The 23,434-nt window shown below is 66.7% G+C and carries 17 protein-coding genes and 4 pseudogenes; 7 read left to right on the top strand and 14 right to left on the bottom strand.

Going from position 1 to position 23,434, the window contains the following annotated elements; all coding sequences use genetic code 11:
* Nucleotides 1–44: 44 nt before the first annotated feature.
* The 5 genes and pseudogenes from ACQPZA_RS07435 to ACQPZA_RS07415 form a co-directional block, all read right to left on the bottom strand.
* Nucleotides 45–863 (bottom strand): HNH endonuclease, encoded by an 819-nt coding sequence (locus ACQPZA_RS07435; RefSeq protein ID WP_433279544.1) that lies wholly within the window; start codon nt 861–863, stop codon nt 45–47.
* Nucleotides 864–1,335: 472 nt separating this feature from the next.
* A pseudogene (locus tag ACQPZA_RS07430) lies at nt 1,336–2,436 on the bottom strand (AAA family ATPase); the annotation flags it as partial.
* Between the two features lies 1 nt (nt 2,437).
* Nucleotides 2,438–3,472, bottom strand: a complete 1,035-nt coding sequence (locus ACQPZA_RS07425; protein ID WP_433282709.1) for a restriction endonuclease subunit S — start codon at nt 3,470–3,472, stop codon at nt 2,438–2,440.
* A gap of 39 nt (nt 3,473–3,511) precedes the next feature.
* Nucleotides 3,512–3,994, bottom strand: a pseudogene (locus ACQPZA_RS07420) (restriction endonuclease subunit S); the annotation flags it as partial.
* Between the two features lie 50 nt (nt 3,995–4,044).
* Nucleotides 4,045–5,400 (bottom strand): N-6 DNA methylase, encoded by a 1,356-nt coding sequence (locus ACQPZA_RS07415; protein ID WP_433279542.1) that lies wholly within the window; start codon nt 5,398–5,400, stop codon nt 4,045–4,047.
* 1,169 nt (nt 5,401–6,569) lie between these two features.
* Between ACQPZA_RS07415 and ACQPZA_RS07410 the strand changes: the two are divergent.
* Both ACQPZA_RS07410 and ACQPZA_RS07405 read left to right on the top strand, forming a co-directional pair.
* Nucleotides 6,570–7,022, top strand: a pseudogene (locus ACQPZA_RS07410) (MerR family transcriptional regulator); the annotation flags it as partial.
* A gap of 672 nt (nt 7,023–7,694) precedes the next feature.
* Nucleotides 7,695–8,156, top strand: a pseudogene (locus tag ACQPZA_RS07405) (Clp protease N-terminal domain-containing protein); the annotation flags it as partial.
* Between the two features lie 81 nt (nt 8,157–8,237).
* Here ACQPZA_RS07405 and ACQPZA_RS07400 read toward each other — a convergent pair.
* From ACQPZA_RS07400 to ACQPZA_RS07385, 4 genes are read right to left on the bottom strand one after another with little or no spacing between them, the layout of a single operon-like run.
* Nucleotides 8,238–9,491 (bottom strand): RNA polymerase sigma factor, encoded by a 1,254-nt coding sequence (locus ACQPZA_RS07400; protein ID WP_433279541.1) that lies wholly within the window; start codon nt 9,489–9,491, stop codon nt 8,238–8,240.
* A gap of 3 nt (nt 9,492–9,494) precedes the next feature.
* Nucleotides 9,495–9,932 carry a YciI family protein gene (locus tag ACQPZA_RS07395; RefSeq protein WP_433282707.1) on the bottom strand — a complete coding sequence of 146 codons (438 nt, stop codon included), beginning with the start codon at nt 9,930–9,932 and terminating at the stop codon, nt 9,495–9,497.
* A gap of 21 nt (nt 9,933–9,953) precedes the next feature.
* Entirely contained in the window at nt 9,954–10,298 is a 345-nt protein-coding gene (locus ACQPZA_RS07390; protein WP_433279539.1) for a DUF1801 domain-containing protein, read from the bottom strand.
* An 11-nt stretch (nt 10,299–10,309) separates the two neighbouring features.
* Nucleotides 10,310–10,858 carry a dihydrofolate reductase family protein gene (locus tag ACQPZA_RS07385; protein WP_169395860.1) on the bottom strand — a complete coding sequence of 183 codons (549 nt, stop codon included), beginning with the start codon at nt 10,856–10,858 and terminating at the stop codon, nt 10,310–10,312.
* A gap of 281 nt (nt 10,859–11,139) precedes the next feature.
* Between ACQPZA_RS07385 and ACQPZA_RS07380 the strand changes: the two genes are divergently transcribed.
* A complete protein-coding gene (locus ACQPZA_RS07380; RefSeq protein WP_433279536.1) occupies nt 11,140–11,946 on the top strand; it encodes a GNAT family N-acetyltransferase in 807 nt (268 codons plus the stop codon).
* Nucleotides 11,943–12,167, top strand: a complete 225-nt coding sequence (gene infA, locus ACQPZA_RS07375; protein WP_169395862.1) for a translation initiation factor IF-1 — start codon at nt 11,943–11,945, stop codon at nt 12,165–12,167. Before ACQPZA_RS07380 ends, infA begins: the two co-directional genes overlap by 4 nt.
* An 80-nt stretch (nt 12,168–12,247) precedes the next feature.
* Here the strand turns inward: infA and ACQPZA_RS07370 are convergent, their stop codons facing one another.
* The 3 genes from ACQPZA_RS07370 to ACQPZA_RS07360 are packed head-to-tail and all read right to left on the bottom strand — an operon-like array spanning nt 12,248 to nt 16,298.
* Nucleotides 12,248–13,651, bottom strand: a complete 1,404-nt coding sequence (locus ACQPZA_RS07370) for an MFS transporter (RefSeq protein WP_433279534.1) — start codon at nt 13,649–13,651, stop codon at nt 12,248–12,250.
* Nucleotides 13,652–13,699: 48 nt separating this feature from the next.
* On the bottom strand, nt 13,700–15,154 hold the full coding sequence (tcuA, locus tag ACQPZA_RS07365) for an FAD-dependent tricarballylate dehydrogenase TcuA (RefSeq protein WP_433279532.1): 1,455 nt from the start codon (nt 15,152–15,154) through the stop codon (nt 13,700–13,702).
* Nucleotides 15,155–15,182: 28 nt separating this feature from the next.
* On the bottom strand, nt 15,183–16,298 hold the full coding sequence (locus tag ACQPZA_RS07360; RefSeq protein WP_433279530.1) for a PrpF domain-containing protein: 1,116 nt from the start codon (nt 16,296–16,298) through the stop codon (nt 15,183–15,185).
* 81 nt (nt 16,299–16,379) lie between these two features.
* Here ACQPZA_RS07360 and ACQPZA_RS07355 point away from each other — a divergent pair, with 81 nt between their 5' ends.
* On the top strand, nt 16,380–17,318 hold the full coding sequence (locus ACQPZA_RS07355; protein ID WP_433279528.1) for a LysR substrate-binding domain-containing protein: 939 nt from the start codon (nt 16,380–16,382) through the stop codon (nt 17,316–17,318).
* Nucleotides 17,319–17,360: 42 nt separating this feature from the next.
* On the opposite strand, the gene ACQPZA_RS07350 is transcribed toward ACQPZA_RS07355, so the two are convergent.
* Both ACQPZA_RS07350 and ACQPZA_RS07345 read right to left on the bottom strand, forming a co-directional pair.
* On the bottom strand, nt 17,361–19,616 hold the full coding sequence (locus tag ACQPZA_RS07350) for a terpene synthase family protein (RefSeq protein WP_433279526.1): 2,256 nt from the start codon (nt 19,614–19,616) through the stop codon (nt 17,361–17,363).
* Nucleotides 19,617–19,633: 17 nt separating this feature from the next.
* The gene (locus tag ACQPZA_RS07345; protein WP_433279524.1) at nt 19,634–20,353 is read right to left on the bottom strand and encodes a hypothetical protein; all 720 of its coding nucleotides are present in this window, start codon (nt 20,351–20,353) and stop codon (nt 19,634–19,636) included.
* Between the two features lie 332 nt (nt 20,354–20,685).
* Between ACQPZA_RS07345 and ACQPZA_RS07340 the strand changes: the two genes are divergently transcribed.
* Both ACQPZA_RS07340 and ACQPZA_RS07335 read left to right on the top strand, forming a co-directional pair.
* On the top strand, nt 20,686–21,756 hold the full coding sequence (locus ACQPZA_RS07340) for a hypothetical protein (protein WP_433279522.1): 1,071 nt from the start codon (nt 20,686–20,688) through the stop codon (nt 21,754–21,756).
* A 255-nt stretch (nt 21,757–22,011) separates the two neighbouring features.
* A complete protein-coding gene (locus ACQPZA_RS07335) occupies nt 22,012–23,427 on the top strand; it encodes a family 2B encapsulin nanocompartment shell protein (RefSeq protein ID WP_433279520.1) in 1,416 nt (471 codons plus the stop codon).
* Nucleotides 23,428–23,434 lie beyond the last annotated feature (7 nt).

The raw sequence follows: 23,434 nt of genomic DNA, 5'->3' as shown, positions 1-23,434 counted from the left end.
GCAGCGAGCAACTTTATAGCCCACCACCACCGCTCGACTACTTCCTAGCATTCCAGCGCCGCCTGCGCCGTTGGGCTTCGACTCCGCAATCCAAGAAGTGCACACCGCGCGGCGGCAGAATATTCTGACGCCCGGTCAATGAGCCGAAATACGGCCGCGACCTCATGGCTCCATCTCTCAAGCTCGACGTGATCGCGCGTCTCTTCATAAACCTTATATATTGCATCACCAACGGTACATCGGCGATGAACCTCAAGAAATTTCCGACGACGTGCCGCCACCAACGGCGCGTGGTCTAAATGGTATAGCCGGGTTGATACTTTGACCCGCGCTTTAACTTCTTCGGTTTCATACTCGGGATTGACCGACGGCAAACCGGTCTCATCAAACCACAGAAGTCGCGGATCGAGGAACTTGCATGGATCGATGAGAATTGGGCCCTCGCGATCAAGGGAGTCGCCCGATGATTTTGCTCGATTCGACTCGTCGAAGAGTGGAAAGCTGTCCTGCTTGCCACCTTCAGTCCTATACTCTCGATCTATTCGCCTGCTGTTGCAATATGTGCACGCGAAGCGGAAGTTTTCGAACCGCGCAGCGAGCCACCAGTAGTGACTTTTTGGCCTGAAGTGATCGACTGCATTGTCGGACCGACTATCCTTAGTTTCGCAGTACCAGCACTTTCCGTCCATCACCTTCGCAAGGTATGGCTTTGCTTCCTGCCAGAGAGCAGCCGCACGCCGCATCCAGTTCTTTCTGGCCTCCGCCTCCTCTTCTACGTCGATATTGCTGATGGCCTCCGCGGCAGTCCTCAACCATTCCCCGGGGATGATTTCCTCTGCCCGCTCAGTATCGACAAATCGCACCCTAGTTTTGCCTTCAGCCTTCGCTCTTCTTCGGAACCTGCCGACCTAGCACTCGCTGCACAACTGCAGCAGCGATCTCACGATCTTCTTCCACGTCCTGTTGAGTTCTAGTATCCGAGTGAGACTCCAAGTCCGCGGCAGTTCTATAGCGCGCCCTTAGGTATTCCTGATAATCGGGGTCACGATCTTCGAGTAACATGCCCAACCCGGACAAGTAGGCGTCCAACTTCGACAGCTCAGCCGCTTCGTCCCCTGTGAGTGGATCGCTCTTTGCGGACAGGAAACGCTTCCGCTCGAGCCTCTCGAGCGTTACGATATCCACCGGGGCCCGGAGCCCATAAACATCGCTTGTCAACAGGCTCCCCACGCCCATGCCCTGTGGATCTTCAAGAGGCTCAAGCGCACGAATAATCGACTCTTCGCCCCTCTCAAGGATCCGAACCTCGTGCCGAGTCATCGCACTCACTACGAGCGGATCATGTGTTGCCATCAGGACATGCGAAGTTGGCCCTAGTCCGCCAAATCGTTCCAAGAACACACGATACTGCGCACTCCAGGCAGGATTGAGGTGCGTATCCGGCTCGTCGAGCAAAAAGAGAGATTCCTCCTCGCGCGTAAACCGCATTAGCCCTAGGACCAGCAAGAGCTGCTGCTCGCCCTCACTTAGCTCTCGGAACGTTAGAGCGCCGCGTGACCGACCAAGTGCGACACGGATTCTCACATCGAATATCAGATCGGATATGTACGTGCTCTCTAGCGCTTTAAAGAACTCTTGGTTTGAGGAGTAGTAGCCACGAAGCCTTCGAACATCCTCCATGCTTGAAAGGTAAAGATACAGGTGCTCCACTCTGACAGGTCTTCGGTTGCCCACACGCACACGTGGCTCCAGGCGCATCGGTGCGAGGGCAAGACTGTAAAGATTATCAAGGAATCCCTGCACGATACCTCGGGCATTCCAGAAGCGAGGATCTCCGGCTCGGCTGTTCCAGTTCGGCTTTTGCATCTCGAACAGAACAGAATCCAGGTGGTCAATTCCGAGATGCTCTACCAGGAAGTGGCGCACGTCCGGATCTTCTTCGAGAAAAAACGCCAAAAGAACGAAGTTCGAGTGCACGGCACGCGCATAGAACAACGGCCGCAATGGATTCTCAACTCCATTGACAAGGTCTCGATAAAAACGCTCTTGATGTTGGATAAAGTGGCCCTCTAGTCGATTAGATGGACCTGAATAGTATCCAAAGACGAAATCAGGCCGCGCATTACGTCCTCCTTCGCCAACAATTTTGTTTGAGGGCAACGTATGAGCATCGATTGTTGCCTCCACACCTCGCTGTCCTGCCGTGCCGGCGACCGTGATCAGGCGCTCGCGACATTCATATGATATGCGATAATCAAGACTCGCCGGTTGACCTAGATCCAAATCACGGAAAATAAGCGTGATAGCTTCTAGGACATTTGACTTGCCTGCCCCATTTCTTCCTACAAGAACAGTCACTGGTGACTCTCGATCGAAATCAATCGAGAAATCATGCAGATTTTTGAAGTTCGGTATGGAGAGCTCCAGAAGCCTCATGCTAAGTCATCAACTCTAAGAGAACCGTCGAACTGTCAGGCCTCAAGACTTGCAGTTTATGCTGGTGTGCAAGTTCACGTAAGCCTGAATAAAATGAATCAACTGCCGCTTCAGCGAGTTTAAGCTTTGCGAAGAGATCCCCTGGTGTCTGCGCGCCGGACGACGTCTCGAGTGCCGCCAGGATCTCCGCGGCAGTAACTGTCTCCAGGTTCCCTCGGCTTCGAGCCATTCGCTTCTTCCGTCCCTCAGAGGAGGCATTATCAGAAGTTTTCGATATTTCTGACCGAATTTCATTGAGCAGGCCCTGCGCTTGATCTGAATCCCGCCCCAGCATAGCCTCGCTGGATCTTGCCGCCAAATCACCGTACGCGGCAGCCTGCAACAGCTCTGCCTCCAATTGAGGAAGCTCGGTCGAAAGTCGTTGTAGGCGCGCAATCAAGACAGATGCTTCACCAATGACACTGTCTAGCCGTCCCGAGATTCGAGCCTGAGTCGCCAAATCAGGCACAGGAATCGGCGCGCGACGAACATCCCGCAGATTGAGTCCGGGCATGTCGATGCCCCGCATTTGCGCCTTTAGCCATCCTTGGGCCGCCGCACCTGAAAGCCAATGCGCCAGGTAGCTGCTTGACACTTTGGACCCTGGCCTCAACCGCGCAGTTCCCTGGGTGATGTTAGCGCCATCGAGCTCTGGCGGAACGATGGCTACACGAGTATGCCTAATGATGCCTAGGAGCACATCATCAGCTCGGAGACTAGAGCGCGAGTATCGCGCCGCCACTTCAGCGCTTGTCCTGCGCAGCTGGTCGGTAAGGATATGACCTTCTTGGAGATCCTGGCCCCTGATATACGGAATTCCGTCCACGATATCTGGCCCGGGCTGGACGATGCCGTAGACGATAGGAGCTGATCGATCTACGATCTCGGCAGCCGACCAGACCGGCCATGGCGACGTTCCAATCGTGCCGCCGACCCATGTCGATTGATCCTCGCCTAAGATCTCAAAGTTGCGAATCTCGCGGAGTATGTTCTCCAACGCAAAAGAAACATACCCTGCTGTTCTATTTATGATATCCAAGTTATCTTGGATTGCTTGCGCTACTGAAGCAATCGAATGCTGGACGCTCAGTGGCGGGAGAGGAAAGGGAAGCTCACGGAGACGCCCAAGACTCAAATGCGATATTCCTGATGACCCTCTCGCAACCCTAGCAAATACGCCGTTCTTCTGGTATGCCCGCAACACCAGTAATGCATACTCTGGATGGACTCCCGGCCGTGGCCTGAACCTCAGCACAGAGTTTTGCATATAGAGCGGCGCCAATTGACCTCGGTACAGGGCCGACCTTCCTACGAGACTCCTACTGCCTGAGCCTTCGGTCAAGAGCACGTCGCCTGGACGAAGCTCATGTCGCTTGGCGTCGACGAAGGGCATAGTTGCTATGTCAGTAAGATTGAGCTCCTGGTCATCAATGTTTGCTGCCCGGACGTACGGAAGATTGTCGCCAGACGACGCAGCCTTCTTCGCTTGTCCAACAGAACATTCGCCAGCTTCGCCCACCTTGCATAAAGCCCATGCTGGAGGCAGTGGCCCAAGAACGGATTGGTCGGTCACAGAGGTGTCTTTCCTGTGAGTAGAGCACGCATCTCACGTGCTGCCTCCACCGCCCCCTCAAGCTCCTTTGTGATCAGCTCGAGCCTTGCGACAGGTGAGTCAATCGGCCCGACGTCTCCCTGTCCAACTTCGAAGTCTAGCCGGTCCTCGCCGGCGCGTATTTCCTCACGAGAAAATTCTTGGAAGCCAGCTGACCGAGTCCGCCTGGCTTCGCCGAGCGGGTCGCTCCCATATGCGGCCACGAACCCTTGAAGATGAGCTCTTTCAAGCTGACGCCGTTTCGTGAATGTCTCGCCGTTCGATCTTAGATCATATACCCACGTACTTGCCGTGCTCGTTGTACGGGCAAAGAACAGAACTGCGGTCTTGACTCCCGTGGCATAGAAGATTCCGGTAGGAAGCCTAAGAATAGTGTGGAGGTTGAAATGGTTGAGAAGGTGGGTACGCACCAAGGCGCCAGCACCACCTTCAAAAAGAACATTCTCAGGAACGACAACAGCCGCTCTACCTCCGACTTTAAGGCTTTTGTAGATGTGCTGAAGGAAGGCTAGCTGCTTGTTATTCGTGGGAAAGTCGAGGAGACGCGTTTGGTCCGCACTGAGACCACCCTTGACCCCAAAGGGCGGATTAGTCAAGCAGATGGAGTGCTGCGCCCGCTCAGGGGCGACAGAGAAGGTGTCGCCCAGATGAATTTCCGCCTTTAGTTGATGCAAATGCAGGTTCATAAGCGCCATTCGGCGGACGTCTGGCACCAGCTCATTGCCGACTAGCTGTGGAGGACGCCTATGCAGTAGCGCAGCATGCTGACCAGCGGCTACCAGAAATCCGGCCGTACCTGCTGCGGGGTCATATACGTCATCGCTCGGTTTGGGATCCGTTACCCGAACAAGCGCTTCGACCAATGGTCGAGGGGTGAAGTACTGGCCCGCTCCATACCTTGACTCTTGCGCGTTCTTTTCAATGAGTCCTTCGTAGACGTCTCCCATTCCATTTTCAGTCGCACCATACCAGTCTAGCGACTCAATAGCACGTATGAGTCGTGAAAGCGAATGCCCGCTTCGGATATTAGTCTTTGCATTAGCAAATATGTCTGCGATGATAGGGCTCTCCGAACCAGCCAGCCGCTGAAGACTCTCCTGGTAGAATGTTGCCAATTGGTGATCTGCAATAACTCTAAGGTTCGACCACCTGTACTGCTCCGGCAGTTCGAATTCGGTTCCCTGCTCGTCGGCAAGCTTGAGAAATAGCAGATAGGTAAGCTCAGAAAGATAATCCTGGTAAGAGATTCCGTCGTCGCGCAGAACGTTGCAGAGGCTCCAAAGCCGACGTACAAGCGTGCCGGTGGAGTTCAATTCATCCGTCCTCTGCAATAGTCGACGGCACATTCTGCCGGGTCGACAAGTGATAGAATTTTGGAACTCCTGTCACAGCGCTCCGCCAGTCGGCGGTTTGCGCATAACGCGGCCGCGCGCCGAAGTGCTGAGCACTGCATGCAATCAAATCCATGGTTTCTGTGCCACTCCCGGCCCACCCTGCACACGTATCGGAATTTCGGTAGTCCCGGTGCTGCTGTCGCAGCCGCGCCCAACCGTGACATATCGGGATAACCTCGGCCTTCCGTCGTGGTCCCTCGCGAACGACCTCTTCATAACACGGAGGGACGACGCTTTTCTCGCAGATGGCTGCCCGTGACGCCACGCGCGTCTGGCCGAACCTTGGCGGTCCCGCAGTACGGCGGATGGTGTGGCTACTCAAGTCAGAGCGATGGCGACGCGCAGCAGCGAACGGCAGCAGCGATCCGGTCTGAAGCTCGGCTCTACGCCCGGACCGATCTCGACGCCTGCCAAGCTGCGTCGCCGCGGGGTGGCACGTCAGGTCGATCGACGGCACCCAGTTGCAGCAGTGACAGCTAATGCCCCGCTGCCTCCTCGCTGGCGGGTCTCCGCCCATGGTGAAGATCGCACCCCGGCTACCTGGCCAGGACAGCTTCTCACCGGTGTTCGACACCCGAAACCCCTCCAGAGGCTCCTTGCGACCGCTCAGACGACCGCCCTCCAGGCTCTGGCGTTGACCCGCGCAACCTCCGCCGCATGCTGCTGCACAAGCGGGAGGCTCGGCGGCAGTGGACACCAACGTCACCGTACCGGTGGTCGCCTGGCCTCTCGGCGGTAGGGAGCGCTTGGCTGGGGACGTTGCTGACTGGGCCGTACGCGTCCAGATCGTCGGTCGGCGTACCCGCACAGCGCTACAGTCCGCTTGCAACGTCTCCTGCTGCCCAGGACGACCCTCGGCGGCGGCGCGAGCTGGTGCCGCATAGAGTGAAGTCCGGGCGGGCAAAACTGAGTCGAGGTCCCCAACCGCCCGCGTGAGCTTCGCCCACAGCCGTAAGGAACGCCGCGCTCGTGAGCAGATCCTGCAGGAGCCAGGGGTGCGGCAGCGGCCGCGTGTTGTGCGGTCGGCGCCCGAGCCAATGCCCGCACTATCAATGATTCACTAGTACCGCCAGCACCGAACGTGCACTATGGCAATACGACCCGTGTGGTTAGTGCGCATCTCGCCCCTCGGACACAAGATCAAGTACACGTCGAGCGGAATTCCGCGTGATGGATCCACGTGCATGTCGCACGTTCATGCACCAGACCCGACTCGCACGCCTTCCCCGAACCGTCCGCCAGAACACGGCCGTCGCGGCCGACGTTCCCGCGATCCGGCGCTCGCCCATCACCACCGCCTTGACCTTGTAGTTGCTGCAAGCCCCATGCTGGGCGCCGTGGACTTCTCCATCGGCGAGTTCAGCGCCGTGTCCGGCCTGCCGCCGCAGACGCTGCGCTTCTACCACTCCCAGGGCCTGCTCGTACCGGCTTCGGTCGACGAGCAGACCGGGTACCGCTCCTATGGGATGCACCAGGTGGAGCAGGCCGTGCTCGTGACGACCCTGCGCCAGGCCGGTCTCGCTGTCCGCGACGTCCGACGGGCGCTCGACGACCTCGATCACGCCGGGGCGCTGCTGCACGACCACGCGGAGGCGGTGGAGCACCGGCGCCGCCGCGAGGACCAGGCGATCGACGAGGCCCGCAGTCTCCTCACGTCCTGGCCCGAGGTGCGCACCGATCGCTTCGCCGGCCAGGTTGTGCTGTCGGCCCCGGTGCCGCACGCCGAGGCCGGGACCTGGGAGGGCCACGTCGTCGACGAGCGGTGGTACGACTGGGACCGGGCGCACCGGTCGTTCCACGACACCGTGCGCCGGCTGCGCGGAGTGGCCGCCGCGCGCGGCCTGGAGCAGGCCGGCACCGCCTGGAAGACCCCGGCCGCCGAGACGCCCCGACAGTCGGCCGACAGCATGACCGCGGACGGGCCGCACTGGCTCGCGAAGCTCCCGGTCCTCACGACCGACGCCGACTCGGTGGCGGGCGCGCTGCCCCCGGGCGTCGAGGTCCAGTCCTGGCCCGGCCGGGACGAGCTCGGGATCCGCATGCCCGGACCGGCCACGACGGCGAAGTACAGCATGGCGCTCAGCCGGCTGGTCACCCACCACCTCGACGGCGTGTTCCCCGACCTCGGTCCTGGAGGGCCGCGGCTCGTCGTGCACGACGACGCGTTCGAACTGTTCGTGCGCTCGGTGCCGGTGGATGAGGAGGCGTTCCCGATGACCGAGGGGTTCGCAAGGGTGGACAGGTTCACCGACCGGGCCCACCGCGTCGTCGCCCTGGCCCGGGACGAGGCCCGGATGCTCGACCACGACCACGTCGGCCCCGAGCACGTCCTGCTCGCCCTCCTGAGTGAGGGCAACGGGGTCGCCGCTCAGGTCCTCGAATCACTCGGGATCACCCTTGAGGGTGTGCGCGACCAGGTGGAGCGGATCGTCCCCCGGGGCCGGCGGGCGCCGAGCGGGGACGTCCCGCTCGGGCCGCGGGCCAGGGAGGTGCTGGAGCGCTCGCTGGACGAGGCTCAGCGGATCGGCCAGAGCTACGTCGGCACCGAGCACGTCCTGCTCAGCCTCGTGCGCGCGGGCGAGGGCGAGACGGTCGCAACGCAGGCCCTGGTCGCGCTGGGCGTCGACCCGGACCGCGTCAGCCGGGAGGTGCGGCAGCTGCTGACGACCTTCCGCTCCTAGTGTTCCGGCAATGGGATGCGGTGCTGGTGCCGGTCCCGAAGCCCTCGGCGAGGTCTCCAGCTGCAGCAGGTTCGCTCAGTCACCGGTGACGTTGAGTGCTGCAGCCATGCGGTCGAGGAGGAGCTGTCGCTCTTGCTTCGTGGGTGCGAGTTCGGCGGCTCGCTCGAGTTCGGCGGCTGCTTCGTGATGCCGGCCGAGGCGGGTGAGGAGGTCGCCGCGGACGGCGCCCAGGAGGTGGTAGCCGGCCAATCTGCGGTCGGAGGTGAGTGGCTCGGTGGCGATGAGTGCGGCTTCGGGGCCGTCGACGTGGAGAACCGCGACGGTGCGGTTCAGCTCGACCACCGGTGAGGCGGTGATCTGGGCGAGCGCGTCGTAGAGCGCGAGGATCGTCACCCAGTCGGTCTCGGCGAAGCTGGGGGCGCGGGCGTGGCAGGCGGAGATCGCGGCCTGTAGGCAGTAGGGCCCGAGCGGCCGGGCCAGCCCGAAAGCGCGGTCGAGCATGCCGAGGCCGTGGTCGATGAGGGTCCGGTCCCAGCGCCGACGGTCCTGGAGCTCGAGCTGGATCGGGATGCCGTTCCCGTCGGTGCGGGTACGGAACCGGGAGGCCTGCAGTTCCATGAGTGCGACCAGGCCGAAGACCTCGGCCTCGGACGGCAGCAGCCCGGCCAGGACCCGTCCCATCCGCATTGCTTCGACCGCGAGGTCCGCGCGGACGACGCTCTCGCCGGAGGAGGCCGAGTAGCCCTCGTTGAACACCAGGTACAGCACCTCGAGAACGGCGCGGAGGCGCCCGGGCAGTTCGTCGGCCGATGGTGCCTCGATCGGCACGCGGGCTCCGGCCAGCGTGCGCTTCGCGCGGGAGATCCGCTGGCCGATGGTCGATGAGGGAGCGAGGAACGCCCGGGCGATCTCGTCGGTGGTCAGGCCTCCGAACAGCCGCAGGGTCAGGGCGACCCGGGACTCGGGCGGCAGCACCGGATGGCAGGTGGTGAACACCATGGTGAGCAGGTCGTCCGGGATCGGGTCGAGGGCCTCTGCGGCGACGTCGGGAAGCGCGCCGTCCTGCCCGGCGACGAGGAGCGGCGCCTTCGTGCGTGCCGTCTCCTCGCGCCGGGCCCGGTCGATCGCCTTGTGCCATGCCGTCGTCATCAACCACGCGCCCGGCCGGGGTGGCACCCCCTCGACGGGCCATTGCGCCAGGGCTGCGACGAACGCCTCGGAGGCGATGTCCTCGGCCATGTCGAGGTTTCCGATGCGCCGGGCGAGCGTGGCGATCAGCTGCGGCGCCTCGATCCGCCAGAGCGCGTCGACCGAATCCCGGAGTTCCACCGGTCAGCCGTGAGACGGGCTCGACTCGGTCGAGGTCCGGTCGTGCAGCTCCTCGCTGCGGGCGAGGGTCTCGCCGTCCACGGTTTCGGCGAAGTCGGCCATGTCGAACAGCGGCCGGATCTCCAGGACCTGCGTCTCGCCGTACGCGGGATCGAACGGGCAACGCCTGGCCCACTCAACAGCCTCCGCCAGGGAGCTGACCTCCCAGATCCAGTAGCCGGCGATGACTTCCTTCGACTCGGTGAACGGGCCGTCGACGACCGAGATCCCCGCGTTCGAGAACGCGACCTTCGCTCCGACGCCGCTGGGCTGGAGGCCTTCGCCGCCGAGCATGATGCCGGCGTTGACCAGCTGCTCGTTGAAGGCCCGCATCTTCTCGAACATCTCCGTCGTCGGCTGTCCCTTGCCCTCGTCGGCACCATCGCCCTTGGTGATCACCATCACGCGCACAGGTGGTTCCTCCTACTGGTTGTGGCCGGCAGTGCGGCGCAGCAGATCGGCGATGAACGGGAGATCGGCGGACTCGCCCTCCCGGATGTCGACGACCTTGCGGTCGCCGGATCCGAGGGAGCGGAGCAGGCCCGGTACTGGTTCGACGTCCCCTGCGTCGAAGACCATGAACGAGACCTTAGCGGCGGCTACGTGCAGCACCGCGACGTTCCTCCCCTCCTGCACGAAATGCGGCTTGCCGTACTGAAGGACCTCCTCGACCTCCAGGCCACTGTGGACGGTCTCGCGCAGAGCGTTGCAGACCTCTGCTTGCCAGGGCTTCGTGCGGGCGATGTAGGCGGTGACGTCGGTGTTCATCTCGTTCTCCTTCACGCTGCGGTGACGCGGTAGGACAGCACGACCACACCGGACTCGAAGGTCGTGGTGCCGATGTGCTCGAGGCCGGTGCGGCTCTCGGGCCGGAACAGCGGCTCGCCGCTGCCCTTGATGACGGGGTAGACCCAGACGCGGTACTCGTCGAGCAGCCCGGCTGTGGCCAGGGCGTCGGTCAGTCGACCGTTGCCCCAGATCAGGATGTCCTGGCCGACGCTCCGCTTCAGTCGCTCGACCGCTCCGAGGACGTCATCGCCGGCGATGACGGTGGTCGGACCCCAGGCCTCGACGTCCACCGGCTCCGAGGCGACGACGTACTTCTCGATCTTGTTGACATGGTCGGCGTACGGGTTGCCGCCCATGTGCGGCCATGCCTGGGCCATCCCGGCGTACGTCACCCGGCCGAGCAGGAGGGCATCCGCACCGAGAGTGAGATCCAGTGCGCACTGCTGGGCGCCGGGGTCGTTGTACGACAGCGACCACTCGTGCGGGTTGTCGATGAATCCGTCGAGCGTCGTGTAGGTCGAGGCGATGATGCGTCGCATGGGGCTCCCTCTGCCGGGGGGCCGGTTGATCCGGCCCTCAACCCGTCCTTCGGGTGGCCCCACCGGATTTCGACGACCACTCCGAACTTTCTCGGGAAAAATCCGTGGCGGCCGAGGGTGCCCGCGCTGATACCGTGCCCGCGATCGCGACCCGGCCGGTGGAGGTGAGACCCATGCTCGTTGAACGCACGTGGGTGCTCCCCTCTCCGTCACGATCGGGCGACTGACGCAGGTGTCGCCAGGAGCGCCTCCCACCAGGCACTTCTGAGAGGGCACAACCTATGGACTCCGTGCACTTCAGCGCGGGCGCACCCCCGACCGTCGGCACGCACGCGGTGATCACCCGGTTCGACGACCTGCGGTGGCGGGCCGTGGAGGACGGCGTGGTGATCGGCCACAGCGAGGCATCCCGCCGACCCGACGGCCGCGTCTTCCTCAGCATCGACACCTGGCACGGTGCGGTCTTCGACCGGCTCGCGACCGCGATGCTGGCGGACCTGCCGAGCCCGCTGCACACGATGGTCGACGCGGCCGACCACGACCTGACGGCCCGCTGGGAGCGGGCAGGCCTCACCGTCCGGCGCCGGGAACAGGAGTACCTTGTCGCCGTCGACCCGCTGGTCACCGGGCTCGACACCGCGCAGGCGCCGTCGGACGTGACGATCCTGGGCCTCGGTGCTGCGCGGGAGCCCGCGCTGCGCGAGGTCTACGAGGCCGTCCGCGCCGAGGTCGACGCCCGCGAGGGCTGGGACTCTATGCCGGTCGAGGTGCCGCCCCGGCCGTACGGGGCTCCCATGGACCCGTCGAAGTACGCAGTGGCCGAGGCTGCCGATCGGTACGTGGGGCTGGTCCGGGTGGTGGCGCGGCGCCGGCACGCGCGGATCGGGCTGGTCGCGGTCCGCGAGGGTGTGCGCCGCCGTGGCATCGCCCGGGCGATGCTGGCCCAGGTGCTGGGCGCGCTGCACCGCCGCGGGGTCGAGGCGGCGTCGGCCGAGGTGGACGAGCGCAACAGCGCGGCGACGGCGCTGTTCGAGGGCATCGGCGCGCAGCGCGTGAGCAGCGCCGTGGAAATGGTGCGTGGCGTATGACGAAGGCAGCAGGAGCCATCGAGGTCGAGGGCACCGTCGTCGACTGCCTGCCCAACGCCACCTTCAGGGTGGAGCTCGAGAACGGGCACAAGGTGCTCGCGCACATCAGCGGGAAGATCCGGAAGCACTACATCAAGATCGTGCTGCTCGACCGGGTGCTCGTCGAGCTCAGCCCGTACGACCTGAACCGGGGCCGGATCGTGTTCCGGTACCGGACGTAGCGCGAGAGCGACGACGCCTGGAGGGCCCCGCCTGCAGAAAGGATCCCGACGTTCGGTGAGCCACCCCCGTGGATCCAGCCTCAGTAGGAGGGGCTCTCCTCGCCCAGCGGCCGCAGCTCGCGGCCGCCCACGCTCGTCGGTGCGGCACCGTCCTCCGCGATGCCCTCGAGGTTGCGCATGCCGGTGCGGGGACCGAACAGGCCGACGGTGAGGGCGACGACGACCCAGCAGGCGGCGATGTAGACGAACACCGCCTGGTAGCCGAGGGTGGTGAACACGGCGGCCACGATGAGCGGGCCGGCGATGTTGCTCAGCCGCCCCAGCCCGTAGACGAGACCGTTCCCGGAGTTGCGCAGTTCCGTCGGATAGAGCTCGGGGGTGTAGGAGTACAGCAGCGCTGCGAAGGTCTGGATGAGGGCGTTCACGCAGAACCCGAAGGCGACGATGGCGACCACGTTGAACGTGAGGCCGTAGGCGAGCCCGCACGCCGCGACGGCGACGGCCACCAGCACGATCGGGAGCTTGCGGCCGTACCTGTCCGAGATGCCCCACGCCAGCAACGCACCGGGTACCGCGCCGAGGGTCGTGAGCGCGGAGAAGGTCAGGGTGTGCACGAGGCTGAACCCGTGAGCGGCCAGCAACGTCGGCACCCAGGACACGAACCCGTAGAAGCCGAGGGTCTGGAAGACCCAGGCCACCGCGAGCATCAGGGTCCAGCGGCCGAGCCGGCCGGACAGCAGTTGGCGGTAGCGAATTCTGACGGCCGGGGCGGGGTCGGTGCTCGCCGCCTCGGGAAGCGCACCGTGCTGCCGTTCGACGTCGCGCTCGATCGCGGCCAGCACCTCCTCCGCCCGATCGGCGCCGCTGCGCAACATCAGCCAGCGGGGGCTCTCCGGCAGCCGTCCGATGAAGGGCAGCGCGACCAGCCCGAGCGCGCCGAACACGAAGACCAACCGCCACGCGTCCGTGCCCAGCGGGATGACGCCCGACGCGGTGAACGACATGATCGGGATTCCCAGCAGTCCGATCGCCATCACGCCCGCCTGCATGCGCCCGCGGTGGGCGGCAGGCATGATCTCGGAGATGTAGGTCGTGGCGGCCACGGTCATCGCCGCCAGCCCCACACCCGTGAGAAGACGCGCGACCGCCAGGGTGGGCACCGTCGAGACCAGCGCGTTGAGCAGCGAGAACACCGAGAAGGCGGCCACCGAGACCAACAGCGCCCGGCGCCGCCCGAGCAGATCGGCGAACCGGCCGCCGAGCACCGCTCCGATGAACATGCCGAGGAACGACGCAGAGGTCACGAACGCGATGTCCTGCACGGACAGCCGTAGGTGGGCCTGCAGCGCCGGGGCCACATAGGCGAAGGTGTTGAGATCGCCGAACTCGAACACGAAGGCCACGGCCAGCGCGCACAGCACCCGCCGATGGAACCGGCTGATCGGCAGCCGATCCAGTCGTGCCGCCAGGTGGGCTGAAGTCATGATCCGTCCTCCTTGACGGGCTCGTCGGTCACGAGGGTCGGCAGCCGCTCACGCGCAGGCGTTACGACCGGCGCGGCGACCGAACACGGTGCCGGACGTCAGGCCGGAGCCGCCCGGATAGTTGAAGTAGAACAACCCACCGACCAGCTCACCGGCGGCGAACAGGCCGGCGATGCGACGTCCGGCGGTGTCCAGGACCGCCCCGGCCTCGTCGATGCGCAGGCCGCCGAAAGTGAAGGTGATCCCGCAGCCGACCGGAAAGGCGACGAACGGTGGTGTGTCCAGCGCCTGTGCCCAGTTCGACTTGACCGGGCGCACGCCCTCGGCGCGCTTGCCGTCCTTGACCGTCGGGTTGAACCGCTCCCGGGTCACGGCCCGGTTGAACTCCTCGACGGTGCGGGCGAGCCGCGTCTCGTCGATCCGGAGCGCCTTCGCCAGCCCCTCGATCGTGTCGGCCTCGATCTTGGTCGCGCCGGGCGCGGCGTACTCCTCGGGCCGCAGCAGGGGCGTGGTCTTGGCGTCGAAGACCTGCACCGCCCAGCCGCCGGGCTGCTTCAGGATCTCCGCGCCGTACTTGGCGTAGGTGTAGTTGCGGAAGTCTGCGCCCTCGTCGACGAACCGCTCGCCGTCGGCGTTGATCACGATGCCGAACGGGTATCCGCCCCGGGTCAGCTGGTTGGTCAGGTCGCGATCGCCGACCGGTCGCGCCCCAGCATCCCAGGCGACGGAGTGGCAGCCGCTGAAGTGCCCGAACGGCTGCGCACCGACGCCGAGCGCCATGGTGATCCCGTCGCCGGTGTTGTAGGGCGTCCCCCGCACCGCCGCGAGGTCCCATCCGGGCCCGAGGTAGGCCGAGCGCATCGCGGGGTTCGCCTCGAACCCGCCGCACGCCAGGATCACCGCTGCGGCCCGGATCCGTTCCCCACCGGCGAGCACCACCCCCTCGACGCCTCCGTCCTGTCCGGTGAGCACCTCCCTGACGTGGGCGTCGAACCGGACGGTGACCCCGTGCGCGGCCGCTGCGGTCAGGTGGTCGGCGACCAGGCCCTTACCGCCGCCCAGCACGCCGACGGCGAGGCCGCCCCAGAACCGGAAGCGCCCGTCGACCTCGTAGGCCTGGCGGTGGAACATCAGCTCGAAGCGCAGGCCCAGCTGCTTCAGCCAGCTCAGGGACTGCCGCGACTCGCTCACCAGTATCTCCGCGAGACCACGATCGCACCGACCACCGGTGACCCGGTCCAGGTCGCCGAGGAAGTCCTGCTCGCTGTAGGGGTCCAGGTCGACACATCCCGCGTCGAACGGCTCGACGAGGCCGGCGACGTCGTCCAGTCCACCATGGACGGTGCGCATCGCCCCTGCCGTGAAGTAGCTGTTCCCGCCTGCCCACTCCCGCGGTGCCTTCTCCAGGACCAGCACGCGTGCGCCCCGTTCACGAGCGGACTGCGCCGCGCAGAAACCCGCGTTGCCGCCGCCCACCACGACGACGTCCCATTCGTGCGACATCTGTTTCCCTACCTTCGGTCGAGTCGCGTCAGCTGACTGCCTCGAACACGGCCGCTTCATCCGCTCCGACCAGGGGAACGGAGATCTCGGCGACCGCGAGCCGGCGGGCGGCCCGCGGCATCCAGACCGCGCGCAGGCCGTCCGGCCGGCGCTCCACTCGTGCCGTGACGATCCCGACCGGGGTGCCCAGCCGCAGGACCTCCGGCATCCGACCGCGCAGCGCGCGCCGGACCAGGCTTCCCTCGACGCCCGCCGCCGCTGCCACGGCGACGGCCGAGGTGAGACCGATCGCCGGATGAGGGGCGTGCATGGACAGCATCCGCACCGCGAGGTCGTAGTCGGCTGCGCGGATCACGGCTCCGTCAGCCGCGCGGTAGTCGATCGGCGGACCGACGACTCCGGTCTTCGGGACGGCGTGGTCGACCGGATCGCCGGGTCTCGCCAGCCCCATCGCCAGCGCAGACTCACGGCGCAGCCGGACGAGCTCGGCGATGTGCGGCGCCAACGCGTCCACGGACTCGCCGGCCGTCAAGCCAAGGGCGGCGGCGTCCACCAGCGCGGCCGGCGCCCCGGCGTCCACCAGCGTGACGGGTTGCGGCAGAGCGTCGACGGGCCGTCCGGTCGGCAGCAGAGCCCCGGTCGTGGTCCCCTCCGGCGCGAGGAACGCGAGCTCGACCGGCACCCCGCCGACCGCCGTCCCCGGGACCGTCGTCGATCCCTGTTCCGGCACGACGCCTCCGGGCGTCAACACCGTCGCCGCCAGCAGGGCGCCGGTGTTGATGTTGCGCATCCGGACCGTGGTCCGGTCGGGGCCGGCCGGCACCTTCCGCGTCAGCAGCGCGTACAGACCGATCGCCGTCGCACAGTTGCCACAGTTGCTCGACCACTCCACCCGCCGGGTGCCGATGCCGACCTGCGCGAAGAGGTACTCGACATCCGCGTCGGGCCGGGTTGACCGCTGCACGATCGCTGCCTTGGAGGTGGTGGACGTCGCCCCGCCGACCCCGTCGAGCTGACGCGGGTCAGCGGCACCGAACGCGGCGGCCAGCATGTCGTCCGGGTCGGCGCCGGCCATCTCTTCTGCGTCGAAGAGCCAGCACTTGCTGGTACCGCCCCGCATCCAGGTCCCGCGCAGATATCGCATGCATCGACGATCGACCTCGGGACCCTTGAGTACAATGTCGGAAAATTGCATACCCCTTTAGCAGAAGTTAAGGCACGTGAGATGGCCCTCGACGTACGGCGGCTCCTGTTGCTGGCCGAGGTGGGCCGCCGGGGTTCCATCACCGCGGCCGCCGCCACACTGACCTACACCCCCTCGGCCGTGTCCCAGCAGATCAGCAGGCTCGAGGCCGAAGCGGGCCAGCCGTTGCTCGAACGCCACGTCCGGGGTGTCACGCTCACCGGTGCAGGACGTGCGCTGGTGGCTCACGCCGAGCGCATCGAACGGGAGCTGCGGGCCGCTCGGACGGAGCTGGACGATCTGGCGGGCCTGCGGTCGGGCTACCTGCGCGTGGGCACGTTCCCCACCGTCGCTGCATCCTTCCTGCCTCTCGTGGTGCGCGAGTTCAGGCGCAGGCATCCCGCCGTGAACCTCGTCGTGCACAGCGCCCGCAGGGAAGGCCTGCTCGAGCTGCTCGAGGAGCGGGAAGCAGAGCTGTCGCTGCTGTGGGACTACGCGTGGAGCCGCACGCCAGAGGACGACCTCGACATCACCCACCTGCTGGACGACCCCACCGCCCTCGTCGTGTCCACCGCGCACCCATTGGCCGCTCGCGGGTCGACGACCTTCGCCGAACTGGCCTTGGAACAGTGGATCGTGCGCTCGGACCACCCGGTCTCCGAGGTGCTGACCAGGAGCTGCCGAGCGGCCGGCTTCGAACCGAAGATCGCCTACATGGCCCACGACTACCAGGAGGCCCAGGCGATGGCCGCGGTCGGCATCGGCATCGCACTCGCACCACGGCTCGCACTGACCGGCCTGCGTGACGACGTCACGACCGTCGGACTCGGCCCCGACGCACCGGTTCGGCGCATCCTGCTCGCCCGCTCGCGCGAGCACCGCCTGACTCCGGCGGCCCAGTCGCTCCACCGGATGTTCCAGCAGACTGCACACGCCCTGCAGAGCTTCGACGGCAGCCTCGACCAAGCGGTCCGCCAGTGATCGGCGGCGCGCGGCACGGGTCGGAGCGGACAGGCCGCTGGGTCACCTTCCGCCGCTGCCGGCGAAGACCCGCACCGCCGACGTGCCCAGCCCGACCGGCGCGAGCGGGAGCCCGGACGGCGTGGTCGGCACGCGGCTGCGCTGCAGCTCGGCCTCCGTGTAGCGCGCACACCGGCGGTGCCACTCGAGAATGCCGGAGAGCCAGTCCTTCAGGCCGGCGACGTGGTCGACCAGGACGGCCCGGGTGGTGGCGTCGAGGGCGAGCTCGTCGAACATCGCCGGCAGGTCGTGCTCGACGAGCAGCTCGAACTCCTCCATCCGTGCCTTCATCAGCTCGGCCACGGCCGCGGCGGCGCGGTTGCGATCGACGCCCAGGAACGTCTCCACGACCTGCACCATGTTGTGCATCTCGCCCTCGTACTCGATCTCCTTCTGGTAGGAGAACAGGTCGTTGAGGAAGACCGCGTAGTCCTGGGCCGCGGTGTCCAGCTCGTGCATCACCCGGTGCCGGTGGACCTCGGACGCCACCGCTCCCCCGCCGGCGAGCCGCCGCAGGCTGCTGGTCAGGTCCGAGCCGAAGGTGTCCCGGCGCATCTCCACGTAGTCGACGGGGTCGGGGACGCGGCCCCACGCCCGGTTCTGCAGCTCCCACACCCAGCTCGCGGTCATCCGCTCCACGTCGGCGCGGAACTTCCGTCGCGCAGGGACCGCGATGGGCTCCGCGGTACGCGGCCACAGGTCGGCCAGGCCCCGCTCGACCGCGTTGACCGGCTCGGGGGTGGCGCCCAGGTCCAGTGGCATGAATGCCGAGAGCCGCTCGGTGAGGAGTTTCGCGCCCGCGAGGTCGTGGCTCGGGCCGAACACGCGCGGGTAGAAGTCGTCGGCGTACGTGCCCCAGCTCAGCCACGCCGACGTCAGGAACAGCTGCTCGGGATCTGCGTCCGCGTGGATCATCGCGGCGCAGTACGGGAAGTCGAACCCGCGGAACCGGCGCTCGTCCCACAGCGCGCCGACGTCGGGCCTGCCGGGCAGGGGGTCGAACATGCCGACCGCGCGGGCCCAGCTCGGCGCGTACTCGCGGGCGGCGCCGAGGTGCGGGCTCACGCGGTGGGCGAACGGCATGTAGAGCTCGGGAACCGGCAGGTGGCCGACCGGCCGGAACGGCGCGAACGCGTGCTGCTGCGCACGCCGCTTCAGCCCGCTGGACCGGAAGCGCAGGCCGGAGGTGCCCAGCCCGGTCGGGCCCGCGAGCAGCGTGCCCGGCTGCGGGACCGACGCGTCCGCGGCCATGCCCTCGTTCATGTACCTGCTCGACCGGGCATGCCATTCGTGGCCGCCGGACTGCCAGTCCTGCAGGCCCTTGACGTACGCCCCGATCCCGAGCTGCTCGTCCGGCGCGATGCCGTGCTCCGCGAGCAGCGCGGGCACCTCGCCGAGCGCCGTGTTCTCGAACTGCTGCATCCGGGAGGTGAGCAGCTCACCGACCACGTCGGCGGACTCCTGGGTCGAGCAGTCCAGGAACCGCTCCACCACCAGCACCGCGTTGGAGTTCTCGCCCTCCTCCTGCACCTCGCGCTGGTAGGAGAACAGGTCGTTGCGCAGGTGCACGGCGTCGGCGAACGTGTCCACGAGCACCCGCATCGGGCGGGCGGCCGCGAGCTGGTCGGGTACCTCGGCGGCGACCGCGTGCTCGACGAGGTTCGCCGACCACGGCGCGCCGCCCACCCGCCGCCGCATCTGCACGTACTCGATGGGATTCGCGACGCGGCCGCGCTCGATGTTCGTCAGCTCCCACATCGACTCGATCATCAGGTTGTGGGTGCTCAGCGCGAACCTCCGCCGCCAGTGCGGCGAGCGGTCCGGCGCGGTGCGCCGCCACAGGTCGAGCAGCCCCACCTCGCCCGGGTTGGTCGCCTCGGGTGGCTCCTGCCTGTCCGCGGCCATGAAGAGTTCGAGGCGCGCGAGGTAGGCCGTCGCCCCCGGGATGTCGCGGGAGTACTTGAAGTGCTCGAGGAAGTGGTCGTCGAAGAAGAAGACCCACACGTACCAGTCCGTGATCAGGTCCAGCATGGTCCCGTCGCAGTCCGGGTGCGTGTACGCACACAGCAGCGCGTAGTCCATCCGCGCCAGCGCGGCCTCGGTCCAGACGACCCCACCACCGGGTTTCGGCGCGTCGAGCATGCCCATCTGCCGGGCCCACGCCATCGAGTGCGCTCGGGCCCGCTCCAGGTGCGGGTTGATCCGCGCGGGGTAGGGCAGGTAGAAGTCCGGCATCGTGAAAGCCTGCTGTGTCGCCATGGGTCGGCTCCTCCTCGTCAGGGTCTGGGGCTGATCTCCTGCCACGCGTCGACCAGCGCGCCCGGCTCGACGCCGAAGGGCCCGTCGAGCGGGTGGCTCAGCGCGATGGCCAGGAACACCGTCGCCCCGACCGCGGCGGTCAGAACCCCCAGGATCACGACGTTCGCGGGGCGCGTGCTGGCCCCGACGAGCAGCGGTATCACGATCATCAGGGCCGCCCCGATCAGCGTTCCGACCAGCAGCACGGTGGTGAGCGTGTCGCCGCGGGTGGCGGCGTCGACGCGGGCGCGATGGTTGTCGTCGAGCTGGCGCACGTCCTGCAGGCCCTGCTCACGGGCATAGGCGACGGCCCCGCCGGAGTCGGGCACCGTGGTGAACTCGGTGCGGATGACCTGGATCAGCTCGGCAGGCCGTGGGTGGGTCCGGCCGGCCACCAGGGCAGGCCACTCCTCGTCGGCCACCGAAGACACGTAGTCCCCCAGCCCGCTCCGGATCGCGGTGCGGTGCGGTTCGGGGAGGGCGTCGGCCTGCCAATACGCGTCGACGACGGCGTGGGCCTCGGACTTCGTGTTGCCCTCGATGTCGGCACCCACCTGCCACGCGAAGACGATGTAGAACGCCAGCATCACGGTGAACAGCGCGCTGATCACGCCGCCGGCGAACCCGACGGAGTCGGAGTCGAACTCGCCTTCGGAGACCGTTTTTCGGCGGCCCCGAAGAATTGCGACGAGTACCACGATAAGCGTGGGGGCGATTATGGTGAGGATCAGATCTGTCAACACGGATTGACCCCGTGATAGGTAGTCGAGGAGAGCCCGCTGCGGTCGGCGCGGACGAATTCGCGGCAGCACAATGATCAGTCGTAGGCCGACGCATACCGTAAGCTCCCCAACACCTGATGGTCGAGGCAGGTCGCAGGTAGTCCACCGGATCGGGTGAACCCTTGCCGAATGTTCTTGTACGCCCTGCAATCGGTCCGTTAGGAACGGTGAAGCGGATAGGCACGTCCGTGGTCCCGGTAGGGCACCCGCGATCCGACAGCCCGCCTACGGCACGGGAAAGGGCTTTCATGCCGACGAACTTGCCGACCGCTCCCTTCTTCGTGATGGCCGTGACCACTGCCGTGATCGGGTTCGGCGCCCCCGCTGCCGCCGTGGACACCGGTATCGCCGCGGGCCCGGCACGGGCACCCGCGGCGACCCTCCCGGAGGACGGCTTCCTGCCGGACGTCGACCTGCCTGACCTGGATCTCCTCGGTTCCGACTCACGGGACGACGACCCTCCGGACTCCGACTCGTCCGACCGGCTGCGCATCGACCTCTCCGGCGGCGACGACTCACCACGGGACGACCCCGATAACGACGACTCACAGGGCGGCCGGTCCCTGCTGCGCGTCGATCTCCCGGGGGACGACGACTCACCACCGGACGACTCCGAGACCGACGACTCGCCGGACACCCGCGCACGAGGCATCGGCCTGGACGTCGACCTGCCCGGCGCCGGCCTCCCGGACTCGGGTCTCCCGGACGTCAGGGTGCGCGCGAACGTGCCGCCCGGCGGGTCGTCCCTCGCGGAGGTCTCGGTCCCGCCGGTGGATGTCTGCGTGCTGTGTCGACCGGATTCGCCCGCCCAGGCGCCCTCCCCCGCAGCACCGGAGCCGCCGGCCCCCGCGCCGCCACCTCTTGCACCGGGACCCGCACCTGCTGCCGCGGTCGCGCCGCCACCACCCGCACCGCCACCACCTGCCCCACCTCCGCTCGCCCCACCACCGCCCGCGCCGCCTCCACCTGCGCCACCCCCGCCGCCACCGCCTGCACCGCTTCCCATCGCCCCGCTCCTGCCGGCACCCGCAGGCCAAGCACCGCAGGGAGCGGCCGAGCCGCCGGCCCAGGGACCGGCCGGACCTGCGGCCCAGCAGGCCGCCGCGCCACCGGCCCAACCGGCTGGGGAACCCCCGGCGCTACCGCAGCCGGCGCCACCCCCGCCGGAGCGGTCGCCCGTGACGAGTAGGTCGAGCCTCGCCGAAGAAGCAGGGCTGATTGCTCCATCCGGGATGACCGCAGCGATCGTCGCCGTGCTCGCCGTGTTCGTGATGACGTTGAGCATGGGTGGGCTCGCCGCTCTGCGGCGCTTCCGATAGTCAACTCGTCAAGCACTTCTCACAAATCGCTCCGAGTCGGGCGGCGCATCTTGTCGAACCGATTTACGCATCCGACTTCCGGTGACCCCTCCATTGAGACATCCACTTTCGGACTCTTGCCGTCGTTGACGTTCCGCGTATCGTCGCAACAGCCGACCTCACCCTGCCTCGGCCCCTGGGATTCCACCGCGACTTCCGAGCGGCCGCCTCCTGCAGTCCGGTTTCCTCCCTTCTCCCAGGAATGGTGATCCCGTCATGACCGTGACCGACTCCGCCGCGTCCGCCCTCGAGAACGCTCTCCAGCGGACGAGCCTCGACACGTCGGCGGCGCGAAACCTCTCGACGACCACCAAGTCCACCCCCCAGATGCAGGGGATCACCTCGCGGTGGCTGCTGCGCATGCTGCCGTGGGTGCAGGTCGACGGCGGTGTGTACCGGCTCAACCGCAGGCTGACCTTCACTCTCGACGACGGCCGCGTCCAGTTCGAGAGCACCGGCGCCGAGGTGCGGGTCATCCCCCGCGAGCTCACCGAGCTGAGCCTGCTCAAGGGGTTCGACGAGGAGGACGTGCTCCGCGCGCTGGCGGACCGGTTCGCCCAGCGCGACGTGCAGGCCGGCGAGGTGCTGGTGCAGGCAGGCACACCCGCCGACCAGGTCGTCCTGATCGCGCACGGCAAGGTGGGCAAGTTCCGCACCGGCAAGTACGGCGACGAGGTCAGGCTCGGCGTGCTCGCCGACGGCGACCACTTCGGCGGCCACGTACTCGCCGACAGCGGCGGCCAGTGGGACTTCACCGCACGGGCGCTCACGGCAGGCACCGTTCTAACCCTCTCCCGGCAGGCGTTCGACGAGCTCGACGGGAACGCGGGCGGGCTCCGGGCGCACATCCAGCACCGCCTCACCGCCGCCGACAGGCCGCAGAACGACGAGGGCGAGGCCGCCGTCGACCTCGCCGCCGGACTGGTCGGCGAGTACCAGCTGCCGCAGACGTTCGTCGACTACGAGCGCACACCACGTGAGTACGAGCTGGACGTCGCGCAGACGGTGCTGCGGGTCCACACCCGCGTCGCCGACCTCTACAACAAGCCGATGAACCAGACCGAGCAGCAGCTGCGGCTCGCGATCGAGGAGCTGCGCGAGCGTCAAGAGCACGAGATGATCAACGACCGCAGGATCGGGTTGCTGCACAACGCCGACTTCGCCAACCGGCTGCCCTCCCGCAGCGGCGCCCCCACCCCGGACGACTTCGACGAGCTGCTCTCCGTCGTCTGGAAGAACCCGGGGTTCTTCCTCGCCCATCCACGCACGATCGCCGCGTTCGCCCGGGAGTGCTCGCGCCGGGGCCTGTATCCGTCGACAGTGGACCTGGGCGGCCACCAGGTACCGGCGTGGCGCGGCGTACCCGTGCTGCCCAGCAACAAGATCCCGATCAGCCGGGCCCGCACCAGCTCCGTGCTGCTCATGCGGACCGGCGAGAACGACCAGGGCGTGATCGGCCTGCACCAGACCGGGCTCCCCGACGAGTACCAGCCCGGCCTGAACGTGCGCTTCATGGGGATCGACGACAAGGCGGTCGCGTCCTACCTGGTCAGCGCCTACTACTCGGTGGCCGTGATGGTCCCTGACGCGCTCGCCGTGCTCGAGGACGTCGAGGTCGGGCGCGAGGACTGAGGCGGCG

Source organism: Pseudonocardia xinjiangensis, assembly GCF_050948425.1.
Taxonomy (GTDB): domain Bacteria; phylum Actinomycetota; class Actinomycetes; order Mycobacteriales; family Pseudonocardiaceae; genus Pseudonocardia; species Pseudonocardia xinjiangensis.
The sequence above is the reverse complement of the archived record's forward strand: the minus strand, read 5'-3'. Positions and strand labels throughout refer to the sequence as shown.

Coding starts and splice junctions, on each gene's coding strand:
- ACQPZA_RS07370 (WP_433279534.1), bottom strand. CDS start 13,651: ATGACTTCAGCCCACCTGGCGGCACGACTGGATCGGCTGCCGATCAGC.
- infA (WP_169395862.1), top strand. CDS start 11,943: ATGACGAAGGCAGCAGGAGCCATCGAGGTCGAGGGCACCGTCGTCGAC.
- ACQPZA_RS07390 (WP_433279539.1), bottom strand. CDS start 10,298: ATGAACACCGACGTCACCGCCTACATCGCCCGCACGAAGCCCTGGCAA.
- tcuA (WP_433279532.1), bottom strand. CDS start 15,154: ATGTCGCACGAATGGGACGTCGTCGTGGTGGGCGGCGGCAACGCGGGT.
- ACQPZA_RS07335 (WP_433279520.1), top strand. CDS start 22,012: ATGACCGTGACCGACTCCGCCGCGTCCGCCCTCGAGAACGCTCTCCAG.
- ACQPZA_RS07340 (WP_433279522.1), top strand. CDS start 20,686: ATGCCGACGAACTTGCCGACCGCTCCCTTCTTCGTGATGGCCGTGACC.
- ACQPZA_RS07395 (WP_433282707.1), bottom strand. CDS start 9,932: ATGGTGATCACCAAGGGCGATGGTGCCGACGAGGGCAAGGGACAGCCG.
- ACQPZA_RS07385 (WP_169395860.1), bottom strand. CDS start 10,858: ATGCGACGCATCATCGCCTCGACCTACACGACGCTCGACGGATTCATC.
- ACQPZA_RS07350 (WP_433279526.1), bottom strand. CDS start 19,616: ATGGCGACACAGCAGGCTTTCACGATGCCGGACTTCTACCTGCCCTAC.
- ACQPZA_RS07360 (WP_433279530.1), bottom strand. CDS start 16,298: ATGCGATATCTGCGCGGGACCTGGATGCGGGGCGGTACCAGCAAGTGC.
- ACQPZA_RS07355 (WP_433279528.1), top strand. CDS start 16,380: ATGGCCCTCGACGTACGGCGGCTCCTGTTGCTGGCCGAGGTGGGCCGC.
- ACQPZA_RS07380 (WP_433279536.1), top strand. CDS start 11,140: ATGGACTCCGTGCACTTCAGCGCGGGCGCACCCCCGACCGTCGGCACG.